Here is a 22,197-nt window from a genome sequence, read left to right as displayed (position 1 = left end):
GGCTCAGCCGGGCGGCGTCTTGCCTTCCATCAGCGCCATCAGCCGGTCGAGCGGCCCTGCGACCGCATGGATCGTCCGCGTCGAGACCTTGGTGTAAAGCGCAGTCGTATCGAGCTTGCTGTGGCCAAGCAGCACCTGGATGACGCGGATGTCGACATCCTGTTCGAGCAGGTGGGTGGCGAAGCTGTGGCGCAGCGTGTGCGGGCTGACGCGTTTGCGGATGCCCGCGACTTCGGCTGCCTCCTGGACCGCCCGGTGCAATTGCCGCGACGAGATCGGCGCCGTGCAGCTGCGCCCCGGAAACAGCCAGCCATGCGGGAGCATCACCCCGCGCCGCCTGCCTTCGCGCCACCATAGCCGCAGCAGTTCAAGCAGTTGCGGTGAGAGCATCGCATTACGGTCCCTGCGGCCCTTGCCCTGCTCGACGCGGATCAGCATGCGCGTGCTATCGACATCGTCGACCTTGAGGTGTGCGACCTCGGACACGCGCAGGCCCGCGCCATAGGCGACGCCGAGTGCGGCCTTGTACTTGATGCCTGGTGCGGCTTCGAGCAGGCGCGCCGCTTCCTCCACGCTCAGCACGTCGGGGAGCTTGCGCTGATACCTCATGATCACCAGCGCACGCGCCAGATCTCGCCGCTTCAGCGTCACGAGGAACAGGAACCGCAAGGCTGAGACCGCGCCATTGATCGTCGCAGGGCCGACGCCGCTCTCATGCTGATGCAGCTGGAATCGACGGATGTCCTCAGCCGTCGCAGTGTGGGGCGAGCGGCCAAGGAACACAGCGAAGCGCCGGACGTGACGAACATAGTCCTGCTGGGTATGGGAGCCCAGGCCACGCATGAGCATGTCGTGCTGCATGCGCTGGCGAAGCGGAGAGATTGGTGCATCGGTCGACAGAGTAGCCATGGCGAGTTCCTCTCGTTGAAGGGAACTCCATGGTCAGATCGACGCCTCTACCCGCTCAAGGTCTATGAATATCGCGCCATCGCAGAACGAGGCGCCCCTCCCGCGGAGCGGGTTCGTGCATGGGGCCGGAGGCGACCGGCGGCTCTTGGGATCGAAGCCCGTAAAGCGGACATATACTTGTGTTCAAGCAGCCAGTTCGGTTCGAACTCGTCATCCGATACTTTACAGGGTGCTATTTCCAAAATGCGGGGGCATCAGGCGCTCAGGCACAAATTTGCGAAAAGTAGAAACCGACAAAATCCGCCATTGCATTGCACGGAATGCCGTTGATCGTGCCTGCCGTATGTGCGCCCTCAAGCAAAAAGACCGTTTGCAGAAGGAGAACTATGCCTGATAGCGCTAACCGGCTAATTACAATGGCAACACGCCAATTGGAGGGAGATAGCCCTTCGTTGCGTGTGGGCATCTGTGATAAGTGATAGGGCAAGCAGGAGGGGGCGTGTCAGACTGGGTTAAGAAGCATAGCGCGGCACAGTCCGCGGCGGGCTACCTGTACCAAGCGCGTCTCGCTTTGGCCGAGGCACTCCGCTTTGCTTATGCTGATTCCAGCGTTGAAGTGTCGATCGAACGACTTGACGACGTCTCGTTCGAAAAGAACGGCAGCGCAATAGACCTCCTACAGACTAAACATCATCTCAAAAGAACCGCCGACCTGTCCGATGCTAGTGTCGATCTCTGGAAGACGCTTGGCATCTGGGCGGCCGCAACCACTGAAGATCCTTCTCTGCCAGGCCGTACCCGGTTTGCGCTGGTTACGACCGCGACCGCTGCCGCGGGCAGCGCCGCTCATATTCTGCGGCCCGTTGCCGATGGAGCGGCTGCCCGCGACATAGACGCAGCCGACACCCTGCTGGTGCTGGCCGCGAACAAGTCAAAGAACGCTCAGCTTGCCGATTCCATCGCAGCATTCAAAGCTCTAGCTCCAAACTTACGGAAAAGTCTTCTCTGCTCGGTTGAGATCCTGGATGGAGCCCCGCTCATCGCCGACCTTGAAGCGGTAATCGATGGCCGACTTGCGATGATTGCGCCGCGAGGGAAAGCGCCGCTAGCACGAGAGCAGCTTGAGGGCTGGTGGTGGCCCCGCATCTGCAGCCTATTGCAGGTATCCACACCGGGAACAATCTCGGTGCTCGAACTGGAACAGAAGCTCGACGACATCCGCGACAGCCTGAAGCGCGACGCATTGCCGGTCGAGGTGGAGGATTTGCATCCCACCAGTTCCGATCTCGAGGCGATCGCTGATATGCGGTTCGTCCGCCAGCTTCGTGAGATCGGCGTCGGAGCCACGAGGCTCGAGTATGCCAAGCGCGACTACTACCGCGCCTTCGTGCAGCGTTCGCAATGGGTTCGCCAGAGCCTTTTGTTCGATGGCGAGGTCAGTCGCTTTGAGAGGACGCTGGTCGAGGAGTGGCAGCCCCGCTTCGCGCAGATGTGCGATGCCCTGGCGCCAGAATGCGCTGCGGCCGAACTGCGCCAGGCGGGCCTGTCCATCTATGCATGGGTCGAAGCGGAAGCCCGGTTTCCGTTTCGAGCCCTGACCAGCAGATTCCTCAACGTCGGCTCATATCACATGCTCGCCAATGAGCTGCGCGTGGGCTGGCACCGCGATTACGAACATCTTTTCACCGATGAGAAGTCTCTGGAGGAAGCCTAATGCCAGCGTCATCTCATTGGAATACAGTCTGGAGAGAGCGCCCAGTCGAGGAGGCCAGCAACTTCAATCCCGCATTCTGCGGTGAACTGCTGTGCCGCACCGTCGGGGAGTATTACAAAGCCCGCCGCGCGCCCCTCAACGTGGCGGTAGCCTTCGTGGTCCTGCCGCTCACCCTGCACAAGCAGACGCGCGATCATCTGCCCGGCCGGGCGAACACTGCCTTTGCCGGCTGGGTTGCGGATCACAATACACTGCTCGCCGAATTGCCGCTGCGGATCGAGCGGCTTCGTCCGGTCGTCCGGGAGGCGCTGCTGTTTACGATCCGCCATTCGCGCCTCGCCTTGCGTGACGGAGGGCTGGTGCCGGGTGGCAAGCCCTTAAGTCTCACAGTCAAATCGGATCTATCGACCGATGACACGGATGAGGCGCGCAGCGCGGCGCACATGCTTGGGCGCTGGTTCGCGGCCCAACGCAGCCAACCAGCGCTGCTGCAAGGGTTTGGAGTATTGCCATGAGCCTTCAGATCCGGTCGATCTCGATCTATTCCAGCGCCGGCGAACGACGCGATGTCAGGTTCAAGCTCGGTGCGCTGAACATCATCACCGGCGCCTCAATGACGGGGAAGTCGGCGCTCCTCGATATTGTCGACTATTGCTGGGGCCGGACGGAATGCACCGTCGCGGAAGGCACTATCCGCAAGGCCGTTTCATGGTTCGCCGTCCTGTTCGACCATGACGGCGAGGGCATTCTCATTGCGCGGAAGAATCCGGGGCCGGCGGGTCGGAGCAGCGACGAGGTGTACTTCGCCCGCGGCGTCGACGATCCCCCCGTCGACGATACAGGTTTTCAAAAGAACGTCACCGCGGATGGCCTGCGATCCCAATTATCGGCGATATTGGGCATCTCCGAGAACGTCCATATCCCCGAGGAGACATCGACGCGTGAGCCACTTGAAGCCTCGTCCCGCCATGCCATCCTCTTCTCGCTTCAAAACCAAGATGAGATTGCCAACCGGCGCTTCCTGTTTCACCGGCAGGGCGAGCAGTTCTTCCCTGCGGCCATCCGGGACTCTATCCCGTATTTCCTCGGCGCAGTGGACGAAGAGCATTTCCTGACAATCAAACGCTACCAAGACACGCGCGCCCGCCTGCGAAAGCTGGAACGCGATTATGCGGAGGTGCGGGCCCTGACTCAGCAAGCCTCCCGCTCGACATTGTCGTTGCTCGACGAGGCCCGCCGCAGCGGGCTGGTCGACGCCTCGCTACCGGCGGACAATGCCGAGACGGCGCTGGCACTTCTCAGGACGGCCACCCAGCCGCAGGCGATGAACTTCGCCGATGTGGGCGATCCGCAGTCCGACCTGACCGCCCTGGATGACCGCCGCCGCGGCTATCTCGGTGAATTGCAGGAAATCCGCGAAGAGCTTGCCGACATCGAACGGCTGGCCAAAGAAGCCTCTCAGTTCGAGACGGAAGCAAAAGAGCAGGAGGCGCGTCTGGCTTCCATCGGGCTTGTCGCCCATGGATCAGATGACGGCCACGAATTCTGCCCGATCTGCGAAAGCCGCCTCGAGGTCCCCGTGCCGACCGTCACTGAAATGCGCGCCTCCTTGTCTGGAATTCAGCGGCAATTGCATTCGGTCCGTCGCGACGCGCCCCGCCTTCAGGAGCGCACCGCTTCGCTCGAGGCAAGACGGGCCGCGGTGAGTGAATTGCTCCGCACGGCGCAGCGCGATATCGCCCAGCGCATCCAGGACAACGAGCGGCTACGCATAGAGCAGAACCAGTTCGTCGAGCAGGCAAGGGTTGCGGGCCGCGTAGCGTACTACCTCGAAAATACCCGCGCGATAGAGCAGACCAGCCCGTTGCCCGCTCAGATTCAGCAGTTGAAAGCCGAGTTGGAGGAATTGCAGCGCGCTATTGACGCAAACAGCGCGGAGGACCGTCTCGCAACGGCGCTTAATTTGGTTGGCCGCGACCTCACCGCTTATGCTGGCGCACTTGGCCTAGAGCATGGCGATAATCCGCTTCGCCTCGATCTCAAGAATCTCACGGTCATTGCCGATACCGATGACGGTCCGCTGTCGCTTGCACAAATGGGCAGCGGTGAGAATTGGGTGGGCTATCACGTCGCCGCCCACCTTGGCCTGCATAAACTCTTTCGCAGAAGAGACCGGCCAGTTCCGGGCTTTCTGATGCTCGACCAGCCTTCACAAGCCCATTATCCGCCGGATCGCGATAATCAGGGCCGGATTGACGATCTTACAGACGAGGATCAGCAGGCCGTGCGGAAGCTCTACAACCTACTCAATGAGTTTGCGAAGACCTTACAGCCCGACATGCAGGTTATCGTTTCTGATCACGTAGAACTGCTGGACGACTGGTTCCGCGATGCGATTGCTGAACGCTGGCGCGACGGCATCGCCCTTGTCCCGGCATCATGGCCGGTGTCCTGAGCCAGGGTGACGATGAAGCGACGGCCTGCTTGGATTCCGACACCGACGGCGCAGAGGTTGGGCATTGAACATGGATGATCCATCAAATTCTGAAACAGAGGAGCCATTTCGAGAGGCGAACGAAGTGCCCGAGCGAGCCCTCCAAACATACGCCCGCCTTTGGGAGTTTGAGACCTGGCTCCGCCGCATGGTCTATGTCGAACTGAGAGCCAAGGCAGGGGACGAATGGGCCGGCAGCCTCGGAACGAACAAGAAGGCCTTCAATGCCGACAAAGAGCTCAAGCACATGCCGACCCCGGAGATGAATGCGCTGAGCTATTCCCCGCTGTCGCAACTGGCGAGCCTGATCCAGATGAACTGGGAATGCTTCGAACCATACTTCCCGCCGCAGACCCTGTGGGAGGCGAAGCTCTCGGAGATATCGCAGATACGCCATCGCATTGCACACTTCCGTCTCGGCCACCCCGATGACTACGACAGACTGCGCCAATTTCTTCGCGACGTCGATCAGGGGTTCTGGACGTTCTGCACCAGTTACAACGACTCGTGGCCGCCGTTGCCGCATTCGAGTGATGCGGTTGCAAACCACTTCATCGACCTTCACCCACTGCCTTGGAGCCAGATCGAGACGGGGGAATGGATACAGGTAGGCAACGTGAATCGAGAGCCGGTGATCGGCGTGACGGTCAATCGGTTGAGGCGGCCTTGGGTCGATCGGCCGCCCGAAGATGGAGCGCCGGGCTACCTCTACGACATCGAGCTACGCGCGAACGACAGGCTGTTCGACTACCCAACCGTGTTGGAGAACACGGAAGGCCTGCACGCCCAACTCTGCCATCTGGGTCTGGAGGCCTTCGAACAATCCATCCGCCTGACCCTTCCCGCCGTACTTGGATCGGGGCGGGTGATCGAGGTCGTCGAACAGTTCATCAAGTCGGCCACGTACGGCGTGCGTCGAGGCCGCAACCCCATCACGCCCAAGGCTCAGGCGTTGGCGGACGAATGGCCTGAATACGTCTTGGGCCCACACGACGCACTGATGTACCTAGGCCCCGGCATGAACGGTCGGTTCTTCAAGGCCTGACTGTGCCATTCCACGCTTGCATCGCGACCCGGGCCGGTCGAGCGCTTTTCGACGATGTCGGAGGCGAACGGCCATTCGGCGAAGGCGATCTCACCGATCTGCTTGGGCTCGACGACAATGGACTCGCAGCTTGCACGGTCATGCGTGCTCCACCAAGAAAGCGACTCCAGCAAAAGCGACGCTCCAAGGTGTGCCAGTCTGTGCCATGACCTTTCCTGGTGGCCGTATCGCCAGTCGCGAGGCCGCCATGATCATAGAAATGACCTGGTGCTAGGGCAGCCAAGTCCGCCTTCCTGGAACGCCGCGCAAAGCGACAGAAGGCCTCTCGCCCTCATGTAAGCGGACCGACAGCTTTTAGGAACTTGCCTTGGCATCCTGAGCAGCCGGAATGAAGGCGCAAAGCAGCCATTCGCTGAAGCTTGATCAGACTGAATGTCAGAATCCAAGAGAAGACGGAGCCGGCTGTCACGCGCTGTTATTTCTTCACCGAAGCCCCAATCGCGATCCGTCGCATCCAAAGTCTCCGACACAGGGTCATGGGGCCAATCCACCAATGGACCCTTCTACGTCGGCAATTCGCCTTTGACAGCCTTATTTGGCGCCTAGTTGAATTAGGTTAGATTGCCAACCAGCGGCGCCGCCCACTTGTCTTGAAACTAGGAAGCAATCTCGACAGAGACTAATTGTTCGAACCTTCGGAAACGCGCTTCCGACAAGCCATCCACTTGACCAGGTTCAGGAATAACACTACGCTAATCAGCGTATTAGCGTTACGGAAGGAAGTATGATGGCGTTGGACGACAAGACCTTTGGCGGAGCAATAGCCGAAGCCCGAAAAGCAAAGGGGTGGAGCTTGAAGGATCTTGCGTCGCGGGTTTTGCGCGAGGATGGCGATGCCATCTCGCCTCAATATCTTAACGACATTGAGCACGATCGACGCAGCCCTTCGTCAGACAGGATGGTGCAACAATTCGCCGAAGCGCTCGGGATCAACCAAGACTGGCTATACTATCTCGCGGGGCGGTTTCCGAGCGACGTTCGCGACAAGGGACTTTCCCAAAAACAAGTGGCCGATCTCATGGTGGCGTTTCGCGGCGGACCCGGAAGGGGAAAGGGCGGTTAGCTTCAATGGTCAAATATGTCGCCGACAAGACCGGACGCTTCTCGCAGCGGCCGCACTACAAGCCGGACGAGTTGGACCGGGAGTGCGAGTCCATTATCGCGATGTTTCTCAAGGGTCGTCATGGCAAGGCGGAGTTTCCGGTTTCGACGGAAGACCTGACCATCTTGATAGAACGCGACACGGAATCGCTCGATGCCTATGCCGATCTTTCCGGGTACGGGGCTAATGTCGAAGGCGCCACGATCTTTCAGCCGGGTCGTAAGCCGCGCGTGTTGATTTCCGACAAATTGCAACTGGACGAGCATCGGGAGAACCGGCTCCGGACGACGCTTGCTCATGAATACGGTCATGTTCGGTTCCATGCCTATCTTTGGGAGGCGGAACCGCCTGGGCCGGACCTACTCCGGCGCAATCCAAATGCCAACATGCAGGTATGTTATCGCGACGGTATGCTTGACGCAGCGCAGACGGATTGGATGGAATGGCAGGCGGGCTATGTCTGCGGCGCGCTGCTCATGCCGCTCAGCCGCGTCCGTGCGATCGTCCGCGCCTACTGCGAATCGCACGGGCTTTTTGGCGTCATCGGCCAGAATGATGAGCACGGTCGCGCTCTGATAGAAATCCTCAAGAGTGACTTTCAAGTATCGGGCCATGCTGCCCGCATCCGGCTCCTAAAGCTTGGAATCCTTGGGCCCGCAAGCGCCGGCCCCTCGCTGTTCGACAAAGCCCGCTAGACGTCCGTGGACAGTTCAGACATGCCACTTGACTCAGCGGCATGTCTGAGACTACGCTGTTTAGCAGATCGGCGGATAAGCGTCGCTCGCCGGAATGGAGATTGATGATGACCAAGAACCGCAACCAGCATGTTGTGCCTCACCCTCGCGGCTGGGCTGTGAAGCCGGCCGGGTCGGACCGTGCCTCGTCGCTTCATGACACGCAGCGCGAGGCGATCGATCGCGCCCGTGATGTCGCGCGCAACCAGAAGAGCGAGTTGCTCGTGCATGGCCGCGATGGCCGTATCCGGGAGCGCGACAGCCACGGCAACGACCCCTATCCCCCCAAGAACTGAACGAACCAACCCGCCCTTAGAAGGAGCTACGTCATGTCCGAGGAAAAAAAGAAGGAGACCTACAAGATCATCGTCGATCGGCGGCCACATGATTGGCACGAGCCATTCATCACGGGATCCGAGATCAAGCGGCTCGCCGGCGTCGATCAGGCCACGTTCGACGCGTGGCAGGACGTTCCCGGCCCCGAGGATGTTCTCGTGGCAGACGAGCGCAAGGTCGATCTGCGCGAGAAGGCCACGGAAAAGTTCTTCACCGGTAAGAAAACGACGACGGAGGGCTGACCCATGAGCTTTCTGCCCGCGCCCGATCGCGAATATCTAGAATCGAAGAGCGTCATCTTCGAGGAAGTGCAAGATGGCGGGCAGAAAGCCATCATCCTAAAATCCGTTCCGTTGCCCTCGGGACGCTTCGACGCGCTCGCGGCTGACATTCTCATCATACTGCCACCGGCCTATCCGGACGTGGCCCCTGATATGTTCCATCTCATGCCCTGGGTCCGGCTCATTCCAGCCGGAAAATATCCGAACGCGGCAGATCAGCCGGTGATTTACAAGGGGCAGAACTGGCAGCGCTGGTCGCGTCACAACAGCGAATGGCGCCCCGGCATCGACGGCATCTGGACGATGCTCAAGCGCGTCGAGGACGCGTTGGCGAGGGCGGCATGACGACATTCAGCCTCACTATGACGGAGACGCATTCGCGCGAATTGCACGATCACCTGCTGCGGCCAAACGGGCACGAACATGCCGCCTACGTGGTGTGCCGGCCTTCGCGGGTCCGGCGCGATCCGTGGGATGGCGAGGCGCATGAACGGATGCTTGTCGTAAGGATTGTTCCCGTTCCAGACGAGCATATCATTGAATCAACACCCTTGATCATCTCATGGCAGACCGCCTCCTTCGTTCGCCTTCTCAAGGAGGCGGAGGCGGAAGGATACGTGGTCGGGATCATTCACAATCATCCGGCGGCAATGGACTGGTTCTCGGAGCAAGACGACGCGAACGAGCCCGACCTTATGCGTATCGCCGTCAATCGGAACGGACCGCAATCGAGGTTCTTCAGTTTGCTGCTGACGACCGACGGGAAGCTCGCGGGTCGTATGTGGTTGGCCCCCACGCCCGGTGCCTTCATCCCTTTGAGATCGATACGCGTGATCGGCGATAGGATGGGATTTCACTATCCGGGCAGACGAAAAGGCGAAACCCCCACCGCCTTCCAGCGCCAGGCACTCGCGTTCGGCAACGCGCTGAACGCCGACTTGCGTTCCATGCGGGTCGGCGTCGTCGGCTGCGGCGGAACCGGAAGCGCCACCGCCATGCTCCTCGCGCGCCTTGGCGTCGGTCAAATCGTACTGATAGACAACGACATCGTTGATCGCACGAACCTGAATAGGTTACACGGCTCGACACAAGCCGACGCGGATGCGATGACGCCGAAGGTCGAGGTTGTCGCGCGCGAAATCGCGCGGATAGCGCTTGGCGTTCGGGTGATCCCCATGGAAGCCTGGGTCGGTGATCCTGGATGCCGCGACGCTCTCCGATCGTGCGATGTCATTTTCGGCGCCACTGACGATCACGATGGCAGGCTGTTTCTGAACCGCCTCGCCTACTATTATCTTATACCCGTCATCGACATGGGCCTGTCCATCGATGTCGGCGACGAGGACATACCGACGATCCACGCGTTCGATGGCCGCGTGAGCGTTCTCTTTCCAGGCTATACCTGCCTGATCTGCCGGGATGTAATCCGGCCAGTGATCGCCAGCGCGGAGGCGCTTCGCCGTACCAATCCCGAGGAGTACGAGCGTCGCAAGATCGAGGCGTATGTCGCCGGCGGAGGAAATCCCGCACCGGCGGTCGTCACCTTCACGACGGAACTTGCCTGCATGGCGGTGAACGAGATGATCCACCGGCTGCAAGGATTCCGGGGCGCGCGAGGATCAGCCGCCAATCGCGTCCGTAAATTTCATCTCGGAGAAGACCGGCATCCCGGTCATCGCCCGCGCGAAGGCTGCCCGGTTTGCTCTTCATCAGCAATTTGGGGACGAGGCGACGAAGATCCGTTCCTTGGCCGGGCGGGTTAACATGGCAATGCTTCGCTCGATCCTGCTCTGGCTCCTTGTCTCGCTCGGCCTCGCGCGACAACCCGATTTCACGGTCACGATAGTGAGAGATCATCCCGACGACGGCGCGATGAAACCTGGGCGCGTTTATATCGTGACGAGCGGGGCACATATGAAATGGGCGTATTTTCTTTGTCCGGCCGATCCGACGGAGGTCATCCAGCTTTCACTGATGACCAGTCGCCGACCGCACTGGCGGCTCACGCGTGATTGGGCCGACCGGCCGACTATCCACCCGTCCGTCTGGCAGACGGCGGGATCGCACGCCCATTTCTGGATACGCGGCGGGGTTGTCGAATGGTGCGAAGACTCAGGCAAATCAGCCGCGCAACCCCGATAGCTAAATCCTTGATGGGTCGCCAGGTAAACGGCTTTTGCAAAGGGCCGGCCCGCTGTTGGCCGGTACATCGATCAGCACCGCACCGGTTGCTTACCCCAAGGGTGTGCACAAAGCCGCAATTGGAGAATCGCGGTAGCCGAATTAGCAAAAGGTGCCGAGCGTTAGCTTAACATCCGAACTTTTTTAGCTCGGCAATTAGCTTTTCACGCACCGCCTTTGCCTCTTCGTTGGAAACTAACGAACGTCGGCCCGTCACGGAGCGATCAGTTTCCTTATTTTCGGCGCTTGACTGCGCGCGCGAAGCTTTCGAGTCGAAAACATACAGGAATTCGCGTTGTGGACCCTTACCCGTGCGCGTCATCCTGCTCCCCCGCCGACAGATTGGCTTTCAACGTTCTCAAGACGTTCGATAACGCGTTTTTCGTGCGTTGTGAATCCGTCCATAGGAGGGGGTAGCACAGGAATCGCAGTTTTTTTATCCTGGACTCGCGCTCTACCATCAATTTTTCTTTCGACTCCATGATGGAACAGTTTGAGCACGCTGTCTGGGCCGACACCTTCATACTGAAGGAATGCCACCTTCTTGGTGTCGCCCTCGACCATGCTTATGGCATCGCTATGAAGCTCTAAAGCAAGGCTTTTCGCGTAAGGCTCCACGTAAAACACTTTCGATATGCCAGCGGCAACGATGTGCCTCGCACAGTTGTGACAAGGGAACGTTGTCGTATAAAGAGTACCTCCGACCATGCCAGTCTTCCCCGTTCGGCCCGCCGAAACTATCGCTTCCATTTCCGCATGAATGGACCGGCTGTACTCAATGAGGTCCTTCACTGGTGTCGCCACGAGCGCGGATCGCAGCTTAATTTTGTCGACACCACTGGCAAGCAAGCCCTCAGCAGCGAGCTTTTTGAATATCTTGTCATAGAGCTCTTCTTTTTTGCGATCGTTGTGGCAGAGCTTGCCGCCCCAGAGATAGCAACGATGGTCATCGTCCCCGTCGTCTGCAGAGTACAGACCGCCTAGCGCTTTTGGCACGTCGTTCCAGCCTACGCTTATCAGCTCCCCGCCGGCTGAGTAGATAGCCGCGCCAACTTGTCGTGACAGGCACGCAGACTTGCTAGCTGCTGACACGGCCGCATACATTCCAGCTTCATCGGTATTTGGCGTGTGTACAGAAATATTGAATACAACCTCTAGGTATCTTTGCAATACTGAAATTAGGCGAACATCGTTCTCTCCATCATTCCGAACAAAAAAATCTGACAGGTACGCGGTCTTGCTCACTTTTTGACCGTGATCTCCCTCTTTATCGTTCTCATCTCTTGTAAAAATACCAGGGAGCTCATCCTTAGCAATACCGATATTGCTTAGTCGCGCTTCTCGAATCGCCTCAGGGGCAAAAACGGTGAACTGCCAATAAATTCCGCCATAGACATCTCTGAGGAGCGTCGTCTCTTTAGGGTGCTTAAGAGAATCTATGATGGTTGCTTGCCTGAGACGTTTTGGCTGCGGAACCTGTGTGCTTTCGTCATATCCATCGCTGGTTTTTCTCTGAATGGCAATCTTTTCAATTGCCTTTGCAGCAATGTAGGCTTCGCCGTATTTTTCTCTGAGTTCCGTTCCAATTGCTTGGAGTTGCTTAATCCGCTCCGATCCCTCTGTAGCCGGAGAAGTCGTGGCCGTTTTTCCAGCGTTCTCGCGAATAATATCGCTCGCTTTTACGATGTCGACGACATACCCATATTCTCTTTCCAATGTAAGCTTAAGCTCCGCTGCTGTCTTTGAGACTCCTGCACCGACAGCTCCTACTAGACCGATGACCAATTCGTCAGTCGACCTAGAGACATTCTCAATAGGCGTTGTCCATTCTAACTGATCTATTGCGGAGACAAATTTGAGCGCAGAGGATTTTTGTGCCATCGCCTGAATACCCCGAATGAGCCGAAAGCCGGAAACATAGAATATACAGAGCAAAACTACAAAGTAGCGGCGCCTGCTTTTTAATTGGCCAGCGCCGGCCACCGGCTATCTCTCTAGAGCGGCTAGCGCGCTGCGGCGGCGCACATCAGAAGCGGTAGGTGGCATTTATTGGAAAACCGTAGCCTCCAACATTGGACTGGACTTCATTGTCGCAGCAAGCATTGGTTGGTTCAGCACCGCAGAGAAGTGGCCAACTAAGAAAAGCCGAGCAGAATCTCCAGCCCGCCGGACAGCGGGCTTCGGCCAGTACAAGCGCCGGAATGGTCCGAGCTTATAACTGATGGAGATCTGAAATGGCTATCCTCAATACCACGACCGCCAAGGCCGACAACACCGAAGCAGGCGAGACGGCGGCCAGCCTCGACAACAGCACCCCAACCCGGAAGCTGCGCGAGAAGTCCGGTGTGACCGTCTCGGTGATCGTCAAGAAGGCGAAGGACGAAGCTCCCGTAACACCTACCAAAACCGACATCGTCCTCAAGAAGCTGAAGTCGGCCAAGGGTGTCACCATCCAAGTCTTGAGGGATGCGACGGGATGGCAGGCGCACTCGGTGCGGGGCTTCCTTTCCGGTACCATCAAACGTGGGCTGCTTGAGCGGTCGGCAGCCTGGCATCTCCAAGCCAAGCGCTTGGGCGGTTTGCCTTCAACCGTCAAGAAAATACTCGGGACAGGCAACGCGCGTCGGATCAACGTGAATGCTATCCAACCGGGCAATACTGGGTCGGATTGGGACGGAGTTCCATCAGTCCGGCCAGGGTCATCGGACAAGGTAGAGGCGTCGCCGCCGCGATCTATTCCACCCAAAGCCGGCTCCCGCCTGATGCGGGAGTGGAATGGCCGGATGCATATCGTCGAAGTCGTTGACGACGGCTTTGTGCTTGACGGAAAGACGTACGGATCGCTTTCGGCTGTCGCCCGCCGGATTACCGGCGCCCATTGGTCCGGCCCAAGGTTCTTTAGCCTATGACGATGACCCGCCTCAACTGTGCCATCTACACTCGCAAGTCGACTGAAGAGGGATTGGAACAGGAGTTCAATTCGCTCGATGCTCAGCGCGAAGCTTGTGCGGCCTTCATTGCATCACAGGCCGGTCTAGGCTGGAAGCTCGTGCCAAACCACTATGACGACGGCGGTATCTCGGGCGGCACCATGGAGCGCCCTGCCCTGAAGCGTCTCCTGCAGGACATCCGGGACAAGAAAGTCGATGTGGTGGTCGTCTACAAGATCGATCGCCTCACCCGGTCGCTGATGGATTTTTCCAAGATCGTTGAAATCTTCGACGCCAGTTCCGTCTCCTTCGTGTCAGTCACGCAGCAGTTCAACACCACGACCTCAATGGGCAGGCTCACGCTCAACGTACTTTTGTCCTTCGCTCAGTTCGAGCGAGAGGTTACAGCCGAACGTATACGCGACAAGATTGCCGCGTCGAAGAAGAAAGGTATGTGGATGGGCGGCGTCGTGCCGCTTGGCTATCGCGTCGATAACCGCAAACTGGTGATTGACGAAACCGAGGCGCAAACAGTCAGACACCTATTCGCTCGCTATCTCATCCTGAAGTCGGTCCGGGATCTCGTTGATGAGGCTGCGAGCGAGGGACCCTCGACACGATCGCGACAGCGCAAAGACGGATCAGTTGCCGTCACCATGCCGTTTGGTCGCGGCAATCTCTATCACCTTCTTTCGAACCCGATCTACGTCGGCAAGATCAGGCACAAGGATCAGGTCTACGATGGAGAGCACGAGCCGATTGTCACGTCAGCCACGTTCGAGGAGGCCCAGGCACTTCTCGCCTCGCAGGCGCCGCGGCGGCGAAGCGATTCCAATGTCACGCAACCGCATCTACTCTCCGGTCTGCTCTTTGATGAAGCCGGCGAGAAACTGCGATCGGTTCATGCCAACAAGCAAGGTGTTCGCTACCGCTACTATGTCTCAAAGCAGTTCGTCGATGAACGCAGGAAAGGTTCCGAGGGCTGGCGTCTTCCGGCACCCGCACTTGAATCAGTTGTTGAGCATCGCCTGAATCGGTTTCTCAGCGATCAAGCCCAAATGTCTGATTGGATTCGGCAATGTGCAGACGCTGGCGAAATCCAGTCTGCGATGCGGCGAGCTGACAAGATGCGGTCGTGTTGGGCTTCAGGCACTACGGATGCGCAGCGATCTCTGCTCCAAAAGATCGTTCGCAGGATCACCCTCAAGCTTGGGTTATTGACCATCGAGCTGGATCGCCGCTCGCTATCAGAATTGCTTCTCGACCGGACGCTGCCACCAAACGAGGGCGCCCAGATAACTTCCATCGAATGCCCAATCGGAATGAGGCGTCGCGGCGTCGAAACACGTATCGTGCTTACCGACGGCCCTAACATCAGCCGGGCACCCGATGCCGCCTTAATCGATCTTCTGCGCCGCGCCCACCTGTATCTCGGCCAACTTACAGATGGAGCCGGCCGCAGCCTCACCGACGTTGCCATGCTCAACGGCACCGATACATCCGAGGTCAGCCGCCTCCTGCCCTTCGCTTTCCTCTCTCCGAAAATTGCGGCCAACATCGTTGCAGGTGATCAACCTGTTGAACTAACGGCGCACCGGCTGTCCCGATTGTCGGACCTCCCCCTTGCCTGGGCTGACCAGGCCTCACTCCTCGGCCTCTAACCATCCGGCATGCATCTGGCCGTTCAGCCAACCATCGCTTCGCGAAACACTTGGCTACGGAATTCACCCGACAGAGACGGATGGCCAAAAGTCAGGTGTTTTGGGCGCTCACTGCGTCGTCTCAGCCAAGTGTTGCCCGCTACCGGGCGCTAACCCAAGGAAATGTCGGAGCTATTCTGAGACGGATGGAAACCCCGGAAATGGGGTGGACTGGATGGTGGGCCCGGAGGGACTCGAACCCCCAACCAAGCGGTTATGAGCCGCCGGCTCTAACCATTGAGCTACAGGCCCCACGCGCGCTGGATTAGTGTTTTTCCTTGCGCGGCACAAGGCTTTCCGGACGGGCTGGCCGAGATCGCCCAAATCAGCCCATATTCGCGCCCTAGTCGACAGGCGCGACTGGATCGCACACCGAGGAGATTTTCATGACCAGACATATTTTGCCGCTCGCACTTGCCGCCGCGATCGCTTTTCCGGCGATGGCAAGCGCTGCCGATTCGCTGCCCCCGCCCCGCATCATCGTGTCGGGTGAAGGCCAGTCGACCGTGGCGCCTGACCTGGCGCTGCTGACGCTCAGCGTCATGCGCGAGGCCAAGACCGCACGCGCGGCACTCGACGCCAACAACGACGCCATGGCCGCCGTGATCGCGGCAATGAAGTCGGCAGGGATCAAGGACCGCGACCTGCAGACCGCCGGCATCCAGATCAACCCGCGTTACAACTACACCAACAAACCGGACGGCAGCCAGGAAGCCGAGCTTGTCGCCTACCAGGTGACCAACACACTCTCGGTGCGCATCCGCGACATCGACAAAACAGGTGAGATTCTCGACAAGGCTGTGTCGCTCGGCGTCAATCAGGGCGGAGGCATTTCGTTCTCCAACGAGGATCCGAAAGCTGCCGTCACCGAAGCCCGCAAGAAGGCGGTCGCCGATGCCATGGCCAAGGCCAAGACGCTGGCCGAAGCCGCCGGCGTCAGCATAGGCCGGGTGCTGGAAATCACCGACCAGAACGTTGCGCCGGCGCCGATGCCGATCAATGCAAAGGCCTTCGATGCGGCAGGCGCCGCGGTTCCCGTGCAGGCCGGCGAGAATGCCTACGCCGTGCAGGTAACAGTGACATTCGAGCTTAAGTAGCAGGCCGCCGGGCTGGGCGCGGTTCTGCTGAACCCGTCGGCCGGAACCGCAGATTTCCGACATGAAAAACCCCGGAGGACTGGCCTCCGGGGTTTTTTCGAGCCGCACCTTTCCGCGGAGGGAAAGGGGCTCCTGGCTGACCCTAGAAGGGTCATGCCGCTACTCCAGGTACTCCAGGCTGATCCTGGCAGAGGAACATGCCTCCGGATCGACCTTCGCAGAAGGTCGTATCCCAGACTGATCTTCGCAGAAGATCAGTCTGGTTCTCTTAGCGATAGATAACCGGGCAGCCGCGCTCATTGGCGAACACGACCACTACGCGATCGCCATACTGGCGGCCGGCGACCTTCACCACGCGGCGATTGACATCGACGATGCGGACGCGGTGCAGGCCCATGCGCTCGGCCTTGTCGAGGGCGCGGTCCGGCGAGCAGCGGCGCCAATTGCGGTCACGGCGAAAGCCGTCCTCATCGTCGCCGGTGTAGACGCCGACGCGGCGGTCATGGTTGTTGCCGAAGCCGAGATAGATCGAGTCCGCCTGGGCGGGCACTGCGGCAAGGGTGCCGAGAGCTACGAGACCCGAAAGGGCTGCCGTCTTGAATGAGTTGAACATTGTCTTCTCTCCTTGTTGAGGGCTTGCGCCCGTCTTGGTCGAACCGATGGGGGGAGAATGCTCCTTGCAATCTGAACTCTTCGCGAACCGGCCGTTCATTTTCGGTTAATCTGCCCGACAGGTCAAAAGCAACCGCCCCTTCCACCGCTGCAAACGATCCTGACCGTCAAAAACGTCCAATGGCGCGGAACGCCCTATGGCAACGTCCGTTCCAGAATGCTCAGGGCTCGTCGTCGAGCATATAGTCGAAATAATCGTCCGGCTCGGCCAGATCGGTCTCACTGGCGCGGACGCGGCCGCGCATGGAGATGCCGGCATCATGAACGGTCTCGGCACTTCCCGACACCAGCCTGTGCCACCAATAGAGGTCGTGCCCCTCGGCAACCAGCCGGTAGGCACAGGTTTTCGGCAGCCACGTGATGGTGCGCACATTCTGCGGCGTCAGCCCGACACAGTCCGGCACGCGCGCCAGCCGGTTGGCATAGTCCGAACAGCGGCAGCTTTGCCCATCGAACAGCCGGCAGCCGACTGATGTCCAGTAGATCTCGCCGGTATCCTCGTCCTCGAGTTTAGACAGGCAGCATTTTCCGCAGCCGTCGCACAGCGATTCCCACTCGGTGGGCGTCATCGCTTCCAGCGTCTTGGTCTTCCAGAACGGCGTTTCCATTATGGGTCGAGATGTGGCCTCCGCATGCGGCAAGGTCAAGCTGTTGTGTGACTTCAAGTTCCGGCCGCACCATAGGAAAAACATGAAGTTGCCTTCAAAACGCCGGTCAATCGTCCTTGGGTGCGGGTAATGCCTGCAAACCGGAACCAATCCGGTCAAGGACAGTTTGGGCAGGGATGGGACCCCACAAGGAGAATTTAAGATGAAACGCCAACCACGGGTACTGGCAGGTACGGCACTTGGCCTGCTTATGGCATCCGCGCCGTTGGGCGCATCCCCGTTGCAGGGCAACGCCGTTTTCGGCCCCTTGCAGCACACGGCCGCGCCACTGATCCTGGTCCAGGACGACCCTGCTGCAGATGGTCAGCAGACCGACCAGGAACTGCCGCGCAAAAAGAAACGCCAGCAGGCCGAACAGGCAGCGCCGGCCGCCGAGCAGCCTGCACCGGCTGCAGAGCAACCCGCCCCTGCCGCCGAGGAACAACAGCCGCGCAGGAAGAAGCGGGATCAGCAGCAGACCGAGCAGGCCCCGGCCGAACAGGCCGCACCTGCCGCCGAGGAACAGCAGCCGCGCAAAAAGAAGCGCAATCAACAGCAGCAGATCGAGGCGGCGCCTGCGGATGAGGGCGGCGCCCAGGCAGCGCCGGCGACCGATGAGCAGCCGCTCAAGCCACGCAAGAAGAAGCGTGACCAGCAGCAGATCGAGGCAGCACCGGCTGAACAACCGGCCGAACAGGTAGCTCCGGCAAATGAAGAACAGCCGCTAAAGCCACGCAAGAAGAAGCGCGACCAACAGCAGATCGAAGCGGCGCCCGCTGAACAGCCGGCCCAGCAGCCTGCCGAGCAGGCAGCGCCCACCGAACAGGTGGCGCCGGCAAACGACAACAAGTCGGGCAAGAAAAAGCGCAAGCAGGATCAGCAGATCGAGGCCGCGCCTGCCGACAAAGCGCCAGACGTCAAAGTTGCGCCTGCCGAAGAGCCCGCGCCGCAGGCCGAGCCGATTCAGCCCCCGGCCGATCAGCAAGCGGCTCCCGCCGAAGGTGAACAGCCGAAGGATCAGGCGAAAAAGCACGGCAAAAAAACTGTCGGCGAACAGCCGGTGACGGGCGAACAGCAGCCTGCGACCGGTGAACCACAGCCTGCGGAGCAACCGGCCAATGCCGAGCAGCCCGCGCAACGTGAGACGCCGGCGCAAGGCGAAGCCACGGCCAACCCCGACGAAGCACCCATCCTGGACAGCCAGAAGGATGCCAGGCGCAAGCACCGCAAGGACCAGGGCGGCAACAGCCAGAATGGCGACGGCCAAAATGGGAACGGCCAGAATGCTGGCGGCCAGACGGGCGAGCAGCCCGCGCAGGGCGGCACCGAGGCGCAAGCCCCGAAGCCGGCTCCGGTCGACCAGGGACCGCCGCCCACCGACGACAAGTCAGCTCAGCAGGCAATTCAGCCAGAAAAGATCGCCCCGGTGACGGAGGAAAAAGGCAAACGCGTCGAGCGTGCACCCGATGAGAACGTCCGCGACCGCCGGCGTCCGAAAGGCGTCGACGTCGTCAAGGAACTCGGCGACCGCGTCATCCTGCAGTTCAACAACCAGACGGTCGTGGAAAGCAATGACGCTCCGCGCATGCACCGCGGCGCCAGGAATGTTTACTATGAGGAACTGTCGGGCGATCGCTCTCGGGAAATCGTCGAGCGCGACAATGGCATCCAGATCGTCACCATCCGCAACCGCAATGGCGACGTCATCAGGCGATCGCGCATCACGCCGGATGGGCACGAATATGTGCTGAGCTATGTCGACGAGCGCAGCTATGACGACGACAATGACTGGCGCGATCCCGGTGACGACCTGCCGCCGATGCGGCTCACCATCCCGCGCCGCGAGTACATCCTCGATTCGGAAGATGTCGAAAGCCCGGACGATTATTACGAGTTCCTCGAACAACCGCCGGTGGAGAAGGTCCAGCGCCTCTATTCCATCGACGAAGTGAAGCGTTCGGCGCGCGTGCGCGACATTGCCCGTCGCGTCGACCTCGATACATTGAACTTCGAGTTCGGCTCGGCCTCGATATCCGACACCGAAGTGCAGAAACTGGAAGGCGTCGCCACGGCCATGGAGAAACTGTTGAAGAAGAACCCGGCCGAAACCTTCCTGATCGAAGGCCACACCGATGCGGTTGGCACGCCGGAAGCAAACCTTGCTCTGTCCGACCGGCGCGCTGAGTCTGTCGCCGAAGCGCTGACCAATGCCTTCGGGATCCCGCCGGAAAACCTGACCACTCAGGGCTATGGCGAGGAATACCTGAAGGTCAACACCACGGCGCCCAACCGCGAGAACCGCCGTGTCGGCATCCGTCGCATCACCTCGCTGGTGGCACCGGTGGCGAGTAACAATTGATCTGCTTTCCAATGGCTTGAGCAGCTTTCTGGAATCAGATCGACAACAAGGACCCATCCCGGCAGATCGGGATGGGTCGAGCTGCGGACAGCAATCCCGGTTCAGCAAGAATTGTACTGGTATTAGAACCGGCTCATTGAATAGAGCGGCCGCCCTCCCCAGATTCAAGCCTGGGCGTTCCCTGCCCCGTCCCGACTCCAGCGGGATGCATTGAACCCCGCCGGCCCTCCCGGCGGGGTTTTTTTGCGTCGCAATTTGCCTTGCAAACTGCGGCAAGCTGATCGAAATACCCCAGTCGACCTCAGAAAGCTGACCGGAACCGCTGCATGAAACGTCTCGAACTCGCCATCGAATCGATCATCCTCGCCTCACGCTGGCTGCTGGTGGTTTTCTACATCGGGCTGGCCCTAGCGCTCGCCGTCTATGCGCTGTCCTTCGGCAAAAAACTCTACGAGTTCGTCATGGTCGCCTTCACACTCGACGACACCGACACCATCCTGAAGATGCTCGGCCTCATCGACGCCGCACTTGTCGCCTCGCTGGTGGTGATGGTGATCATCTCCGGCTACGAGAATTTCGTCAGCCGCTTCGACGACCAGGATGGCGGTGTGCACTGGCTGGGTACGATCGATGTCGGTTCGCTGAAGGTCAAGGTCGCCTCGACCATCGTCGCTATTTCCTCGATCCACCTGTTGCAGGTGTTCCTGAATTCGTCTTCCTATACGATCGACCAGCTGATGTGGCTGACCATCATCCACCTCGCTTTCGTCGTCTCGGCGCTGATGCTGGCCTATATCGACCGGCTGATGGGACTGAGCAAAGGCAAGAAGGGCGAGGAGTGATGAGCCCCTTTCTCCCCGTTCATGGGGAGGTGAGGCTGGTCCGCACAGCGGGCGAAAAGCCAATTGCTTGGTTTTTCGAAAAACGCCGGCAGGTGGATGAGGAAGCAGCGCCGTCGGCCCGTGATTTCCGTCAGTAGATGCTTTTGACGTTCGTCGGCGAATTGGCAAATACCGCGTCCGGCACGAAAAAGTCGCCGGCCAGCGGCCCGGTCGCGCCCGGCGCATAGACCGCGAAATCGGTCACGCCCTCGGCCCGCAGCACCTCTTCATCGATGTAGAAATTGCCTGATGTCTCGCGCGATGGCCGCAGGAAGATGGCGTGTGCGGCATCGGCCATGATGTCGGGTAAGCGGCTCATCGCCGCCACCGTCGCGCCGCCGAGCAGATTGCGCACCGCAGCCGTGTCGATGGTCGAGATCGGCCACAGCGAATTGACCGCGATGCCGTCCTTGGCAAACTCGGCGCTCATCCCCAGCGTGCACATCGACATGCCGAACTTGGCCATGGTGTAGGCGACATGGTTCTTGAACCATTTGGCCTTCATGTCGAGCGGCGGCGCCAGATTCAAGATGTGAGGATTGCTTGCCAACTTCAGGTGCGGAATGCACATTTTCGACACCAGGAAGGTGCCGCGCGTGTTGATCTGGTGCATCAGATCGTAGCGCTTCATGTCCGTCTCCAGCGTGCCGGTGAGCTGGATGGCGCTGGCATTGTTGACGCAGATATCGATGCCGCCGAACTTTTCGACGGTCTTGGCAACCGCCTCAGCCACCTGCGCCTCCTCGCGGATGTCGCACAAAACAGGCAGCGCCTTGCCGCCGGCCTGCTCGATCTCCTCAGCTGCCGAGTAGATCGTGCCCGGCAGCTTCGGATGCGGCTCGGCGGTCTTGGCCGCGACCGTCACATTGGCGCCGTCGCGCGCAGCTCGCAGCGCGATCGAAAGACCGATGCCGCGCGACCCGCCGGAGATGAACAGCGTCTTTCCCTTGAGCGACATGTCTTGGCACCTCCCTTGCTACATCACTGACGCGAACCATTGCGCGGCGGCAATGCACTGCGCAAGGCCTCGGCAGCCTGCAACGGGTTACGCAACG

21 protein-coding genes and 1 tRNA gene are annotated in these 22,197 nt (G+C 59.8%); 16 read left to right on the top strand and 6 right to left on the bottom strand.

The window, feature by feature from the left end; translation table 11 throughout:
• Positions 1–3: 3 nt before the first annotated feature.
• Entirely contained in the window at positions 4–909 is a 906-nt protein-coding gene (locus NKJ88_RS28540; protein ID WP_031203396.1) for a tyrosine-type recombinase/integrase, read from the bottom strand.
• 499 nt (positions 910–1,408) lie between these two features.
• Here NKJ88_RS28540 and NKJ88_RS28535 point away from each other — a divergent pair, with 499 nt between their 5' ends.
• From NKJ88_RS28535 to NKJ88_RS28485, 11 genes are all read left to right on the top strand, one after another.
• Positions 1,409–2,623: an ABC-three component system protein gene (locus NKJ88_RS28535; RefSeq protein ID WP_352446422.1), complete on the top strand. Its 1,215-nt coding sequence runs from the start codon at positions 1,409–1,411 to the stop codon at positions 2,621–2,623.
• Positions 2,623–3,138 carry a three component ABC system middle component gene (locus NKJ88_RS28530; RefSeq protein WP_352446420.1) on the top strand — a complete coding sequence of 172 codons (516 nt, stop codon included), beginning with the start codon at positions 2,623–2,625 and terminating at the stop codon, positions 3,136–3,138. Before NKJ88_RS28535 ends, NKJ88_RS28530 begins: the two co-directional genes overlap by 1 nt.
• Positions 3,135–5,078, top strand: a complete 1,944-nt coding sequence (locus tag NKJ88_RS28525) for a DUF3732 domain-containing protein (RefSeq protein ID WP_352446418.1) — start codon at positions 3,135–3,137, stop codon at positions 5,076–5,078. The genes NKJ88_RS28530 and NKJ88_RS28525 overlap by 4 nt, the downstream gene beginning before the upstream one ends.
• A 187-nt stretch (positions 5,079–5,265) precedes the next feature.
• Positions 5,266–6,162, top strand: coding sequence for a hypothetical protein (locus tag NKJ88_RS28520; protein ID WP_352446416.1), 897 nt, complete (start codon positions 5,266–5,268; stop codon positions 6,160–6,162).
• A 793-nt stretch (positions 6,163–6,955) separates the two neighbouring features.
• Entirely contained in the window at positions 6,956–7,285 is a 330-nt protein-coding gene (locus NKJ88_RS28515) for a helix-turn-helix domain-containing protein (protein ID WP_245275287.1), read from the top strand.
• A gap of 5 nt (positions 7,286–7,290) precedes the next feature.
• The gene (locus NKJ88_RS28510; protein WP_352446414.1) at positions 7,291–8,019 is read left to right on the top strand and encodes an ImmA/IrrE family metallo-endopeptidase; all 729 of its coding nucleotides are present in this window, start codon (positions 7,291–7,293) and stop codon (positions 8,017–8,019) included.
• Positions 8,020–8,126: 107 nt separating this feature from the next.
• A complete protein-coding gene (locus tag NKJ88_RS28505) occupies positions 8,127–8,354 on the top strand; it encodes a DUF2188 domain-containing protein (protein WP_352446413.1) in 228 nt (75 codons plus the stop codon).
• Positions 8,355–8,387: 33 nt separating this feature from the next.
• Complete coding sequence (locus NKJ88_RS28500; RefSeq protein ID WP_023713879.1) at positions 8,388–8,636, top strand: multiubiquitin domain-containing protein; 249 nt, start codon at positions 8,388–8,390, stop codon at positions 8,634–8,636.
• 3 nt (positions 8,637–8,639) lie between these two features.
• The gene (locus NKJ88_RS28495; protein WP_352446411.1) at positions 8,640–9,020 is read left to right on the top strand and encodes an E2/UBC family protein; all 381 of its coding nucleotides are present in this window, start codon (positions 8,640–8,642) and stop codon (positions 9,018–9,020) included.
• Complete coding sequence (locus NKJ88_RS28490; RefSeq protein WP_352446409.1) at positions 9,017–10,438, top strand: ThiF family adenylyltransferase; 1,422 nt, start codon at positions 9,017–9,019, stop codon at positions 10,436–10,438. The genes NKJ88_RS28495 and NKJ88_RS28490 overlap by 4 nt, the downstream gene beginning before the upstream one ends.
• 1 nt (position 10,439) lies before the next feature.
• On the top strand, positions 10,440–10,817 hold the full coding sequence (locus NKJ88_RS28485; RefSeq protein ID WP_352446408.1) for a ubiquitination-like system serine protease family protein: 378 nt from the start codon (positions 10,440–10,442) through the stop codon (positions 10,815–10,817).
• A 357-nt stretch (positions 10,818–11,174) separates the two neighbouring features.
• On the opposite strand, the gene NKJ88_RS28480 is transcribed toward NKJ88_RS28485, so the two are convergent.
• Complete coding sequence (locus NKJ88_RS28480) at positions 11,175–12,839, bottom strand: anti-phage dCTP deaminase (RefSeq protein ID WP_352446406.1); 1,665 nt, start codon at positions 12,837–12,839, stop codon at positions 11,175–11,177.
• 251 nt (positions 12,840–13,090) lie between these two features.
• Between NKJ88_RS28480 and NKJ88_RS28475 the strand changes: the two genes are divergently transcribed.
• Positions 13,091–13,765, top strand: coding sequence for a DUF2924 domain-containing protein (locus tag NKJ88_RS28475; protein ID WP_352446404.1), 675 nt, complete (start codon positions 13,091–13,093; stop codon positions 13,763–13,765).
• Positions 13,762–15,447: a recombinase family protein gene (locus tag NKJ88_RS28470; protein WP_352446403.1), complete on the top strand. Its 1,686-nt coding sequence runs from the start codon at positions 13,762–13,764 to the stop codon at positions 15,445–15,447. Before NKJ88_RS28475 ends, NKJ88_RS28470 begins: the two co-directional genes overlap by 4 nt.
• 215 nt (positions 15,448–15,662) lie before the next feature.
• Here NKJ88_RS28470 and NKJ88_RS28465 read toward each other — a convergent pair.
• A tRNA-Ile gene (locus tag NKJ88_RS28465) sits at positions 15,663–15,738 on the bottom strand.
• A gap of 134 nt (positions 15,739–15,872) precedes the next feature.
• On the opposite strand from NKJ88_RS28465, the gene NKJ88_RS28460 reads away from it, so the two are divergent.
• On the top strand, positions 15,873–16,583 hold the full coding sequence (locus NKJ88_RS28460; protein ID WP_023672467.1) for an SIMPL domain-containing protein: 711 nt from the start codon (positions 15,873–15,875) through the stop codon (positions 16,581–16,583).
• Positions 16,584–16,851: 268 nt separating this feature from the next.
• Here NKJ88_RS28460 and NKJ88_RS28455 read toward each other — a convergent pair whose 3' ends face one another.
• Positions 16,852–17,196, bottom strand: coding sequence for a hypothetical protein (locus tag NKJ88_RS28455; protein ID WP_023672466.1), 345 nt, complete (start codon positions 17,194–17,196; stop codon positions 16,852–16,854).
• 220 nt (positions 17,197–17,416) lie between these two features.
• On the bottom strand, positions 17,417–17,863 hold the full coding sequence (locus NKJ88_RS28450) for a YcgN family cysteine cluster protein (protein WP_023672465.1): 447 nt from the start codon (positions 17,861–17,863) through the stop codon (positions 17,417–17,419).
• Between the two features lie 202 nt (positions 17,864–18,065).
• Between NKJ88_RS28450 and NKJ88_RS28445 the strand changes: the two genes are divergently transcribed.
• Together NKJ88_RS28445 and NKJ88_RS28440 are read left to right on the top strand one after the other, a co-directional pair.
• Entirely contained in the window at positions 18,066–20,261 is a 2,196-nt protein-coding gene (locus NKJ88_RS28445) for an OmpA family protein (protein ID WP_352446401.1), read from the top strand.
• A gap of 326 nt (positions 20,262–20,587) precedes the next feature.
• Positions 20,588–21,103 (top strand): TIGR00645 family protein, encoded by a 516-nt coding sequence (locus NKJ88_RS28440; protein ID WP_023672463.1) that lies wholly within the window; start codon positions 20,588–20,590, stop codon positions 21,101–21,103.
• Positions 21,104–21,233: 130 nt separating this feature from the next.
• Here the strand turns inward: NKJ88_RS28440 and NKJ88_RS28435 are convergent, their stop codons facing one another.
• Positions 21,234–22,100: an SDR family oxidoreductase gene (locus NKJ88_RS28435; protein WP_023697090.1), complete on the bottom strand. Its 867-nt coding sequence runs from the start codon at positions 22,098–22,100 to the stop codon at positions 21,234–21,236.
• Between the last annotated feature and the right edge of the window lie 97 nt (positions 22,101–22,197).

Source organism: Mesorhizobium sp. M0016 (genome assembly GCF_040324035.1).
Taxonomy (GTDB): Bacteria; Pseudomonadota; Alphaproteobacteria; order Rhizobiales; family Rhizobiaceae; genus Mesorhizobium.
This window is presented reverse-complemented; position numbering and strand designations above follow the sequence as displayed.

Bases quoted from the DNA above. Each gene is read 5' to 3' on its own strand.
- NKJ88_RS28460 (WP_023672467.1), top strand. From the start codon at position 15,873: ATGACCAGACATATTTTGCCGCTCGCACTTGCCGCCGCGATCGCTTTT.
- NKJ88_RS28450 (WP_023672465.1), bottom strand. From the start codon at position 17,863: ATGGAAACGCCGTTCTGGAAGACCAAGACGCTGGAAGCGATGACGCCC.
- NKJ88_RS28540 (WP_031203396.1), bottom strand. From the start codon at position 909: ATGGCTACTCTGTCGACCGATGCACCAATCTCTCCGCTTCGCCAGCGC.
- NKJ88_RS28445 (WP_352446401.1), top strand. From the start codon at position 18,066: ATGAAACGCCAACCACGGGTACTGGCAGGTACGGCACTTGGCCTGCTT.
- NKJ88_RS28525 (WP_352446418.1), top strand. From the start codon at position 3,135: ATGAGCCTTCAGATCCGGTCGATCTCGATCTATTCCAGCGCCGGCGAA.
- NKJ88_RS28505 (WP_352446413.1), top strand. From the start codon at position 8,127: ATGACCAAGAACCGCAACCAGCATGTTGTGCCTCACCCTCGCGGCTGG.
- NKJ88_RS28435 (WP_023697090.1), bottom strand. From the start codon at position 22,100: ATGTCGCTCAAGGGAAAGACGCTGTTCATCTCCGGCGGGTCGCGCGGC.
- NKJ88_RS28530 (WP_352446420.1), top strand. From the start codon at position 2,623: ATGCCAGCGTCATCTCATTGGAATACAGTCTGGAGAGAGCGCCCAGTC.
- NKJ88_RS28440 (WP_023672463.1), top strand. From the start codon at position 20,588: ATGAAACGTCTCGAACTCGCCATCGAATCGATCATCCTCGCCTCACGC.
- NKJ88_RS28495 (WP_352446411.1), top strand. From the start codon at position 8,640: ATGAGCTTTCTGCCCGCGCCCGATCGCGAATATCTAGAATCGAAGAGC.
- NKJ88_RS28485 (WP_352446408.1), top strand. From the start codon at position 10,440: ATGGCAATGCTTCGCTCGATCCTGCTCTGGCTCCTTGTCTCGCTCGGC.
- NKJ88_RS28470 (WP_352446403.1), top strand. From the start codon at position 13,762: ATGACGATGACCCGCCTCAACTGTGCCATCTACACTCGCAAGTCGACT.
- NKJ88_RS28475 (WP_352446404.1), top strand. From the start codon at position 13,091: ATGGCTATCCTCAATACCACGACCGCCAAGGCCGACAACACCGAAGCA.
- NKJ88_RS28455 (WP_023672466.1), bottom strand. From the start codon at position 17,196: ATGTTCAACTCATTCAAGACGGCAGCCCTTTCGGGTCTCGTAGCTCTC.
- NKJ88_RS28490 (WP_352446409.1), top strand. From the start codon at position 9,017: ATGACGACATTCAGCCTCACTATGACGGAGACGCATTCGCGCGAATTG.
- NKJ88_RS28500 (WP_023713879.1), top strand. From the start codon at position 8,388: ATGTCCGAGGAAAAAAAGAAGGAGACCTACAAGATCATCGTCGATCGG.
- NKJ88_RS28510 (WP_352446414.1), top strand. From the start codon at position 7,291: ATGGTCAAATATGTCGCCGACAAGACCGGACGCTTCTCGCAGCGGCCG.
- NKJ88_RS28520 (WP_352446416.1), top strand. From the start codon at position 5,266: ATGGTCTATGTCGAACTGAGAGCCAAGGCAGGGGACGAATGGGCCGGC.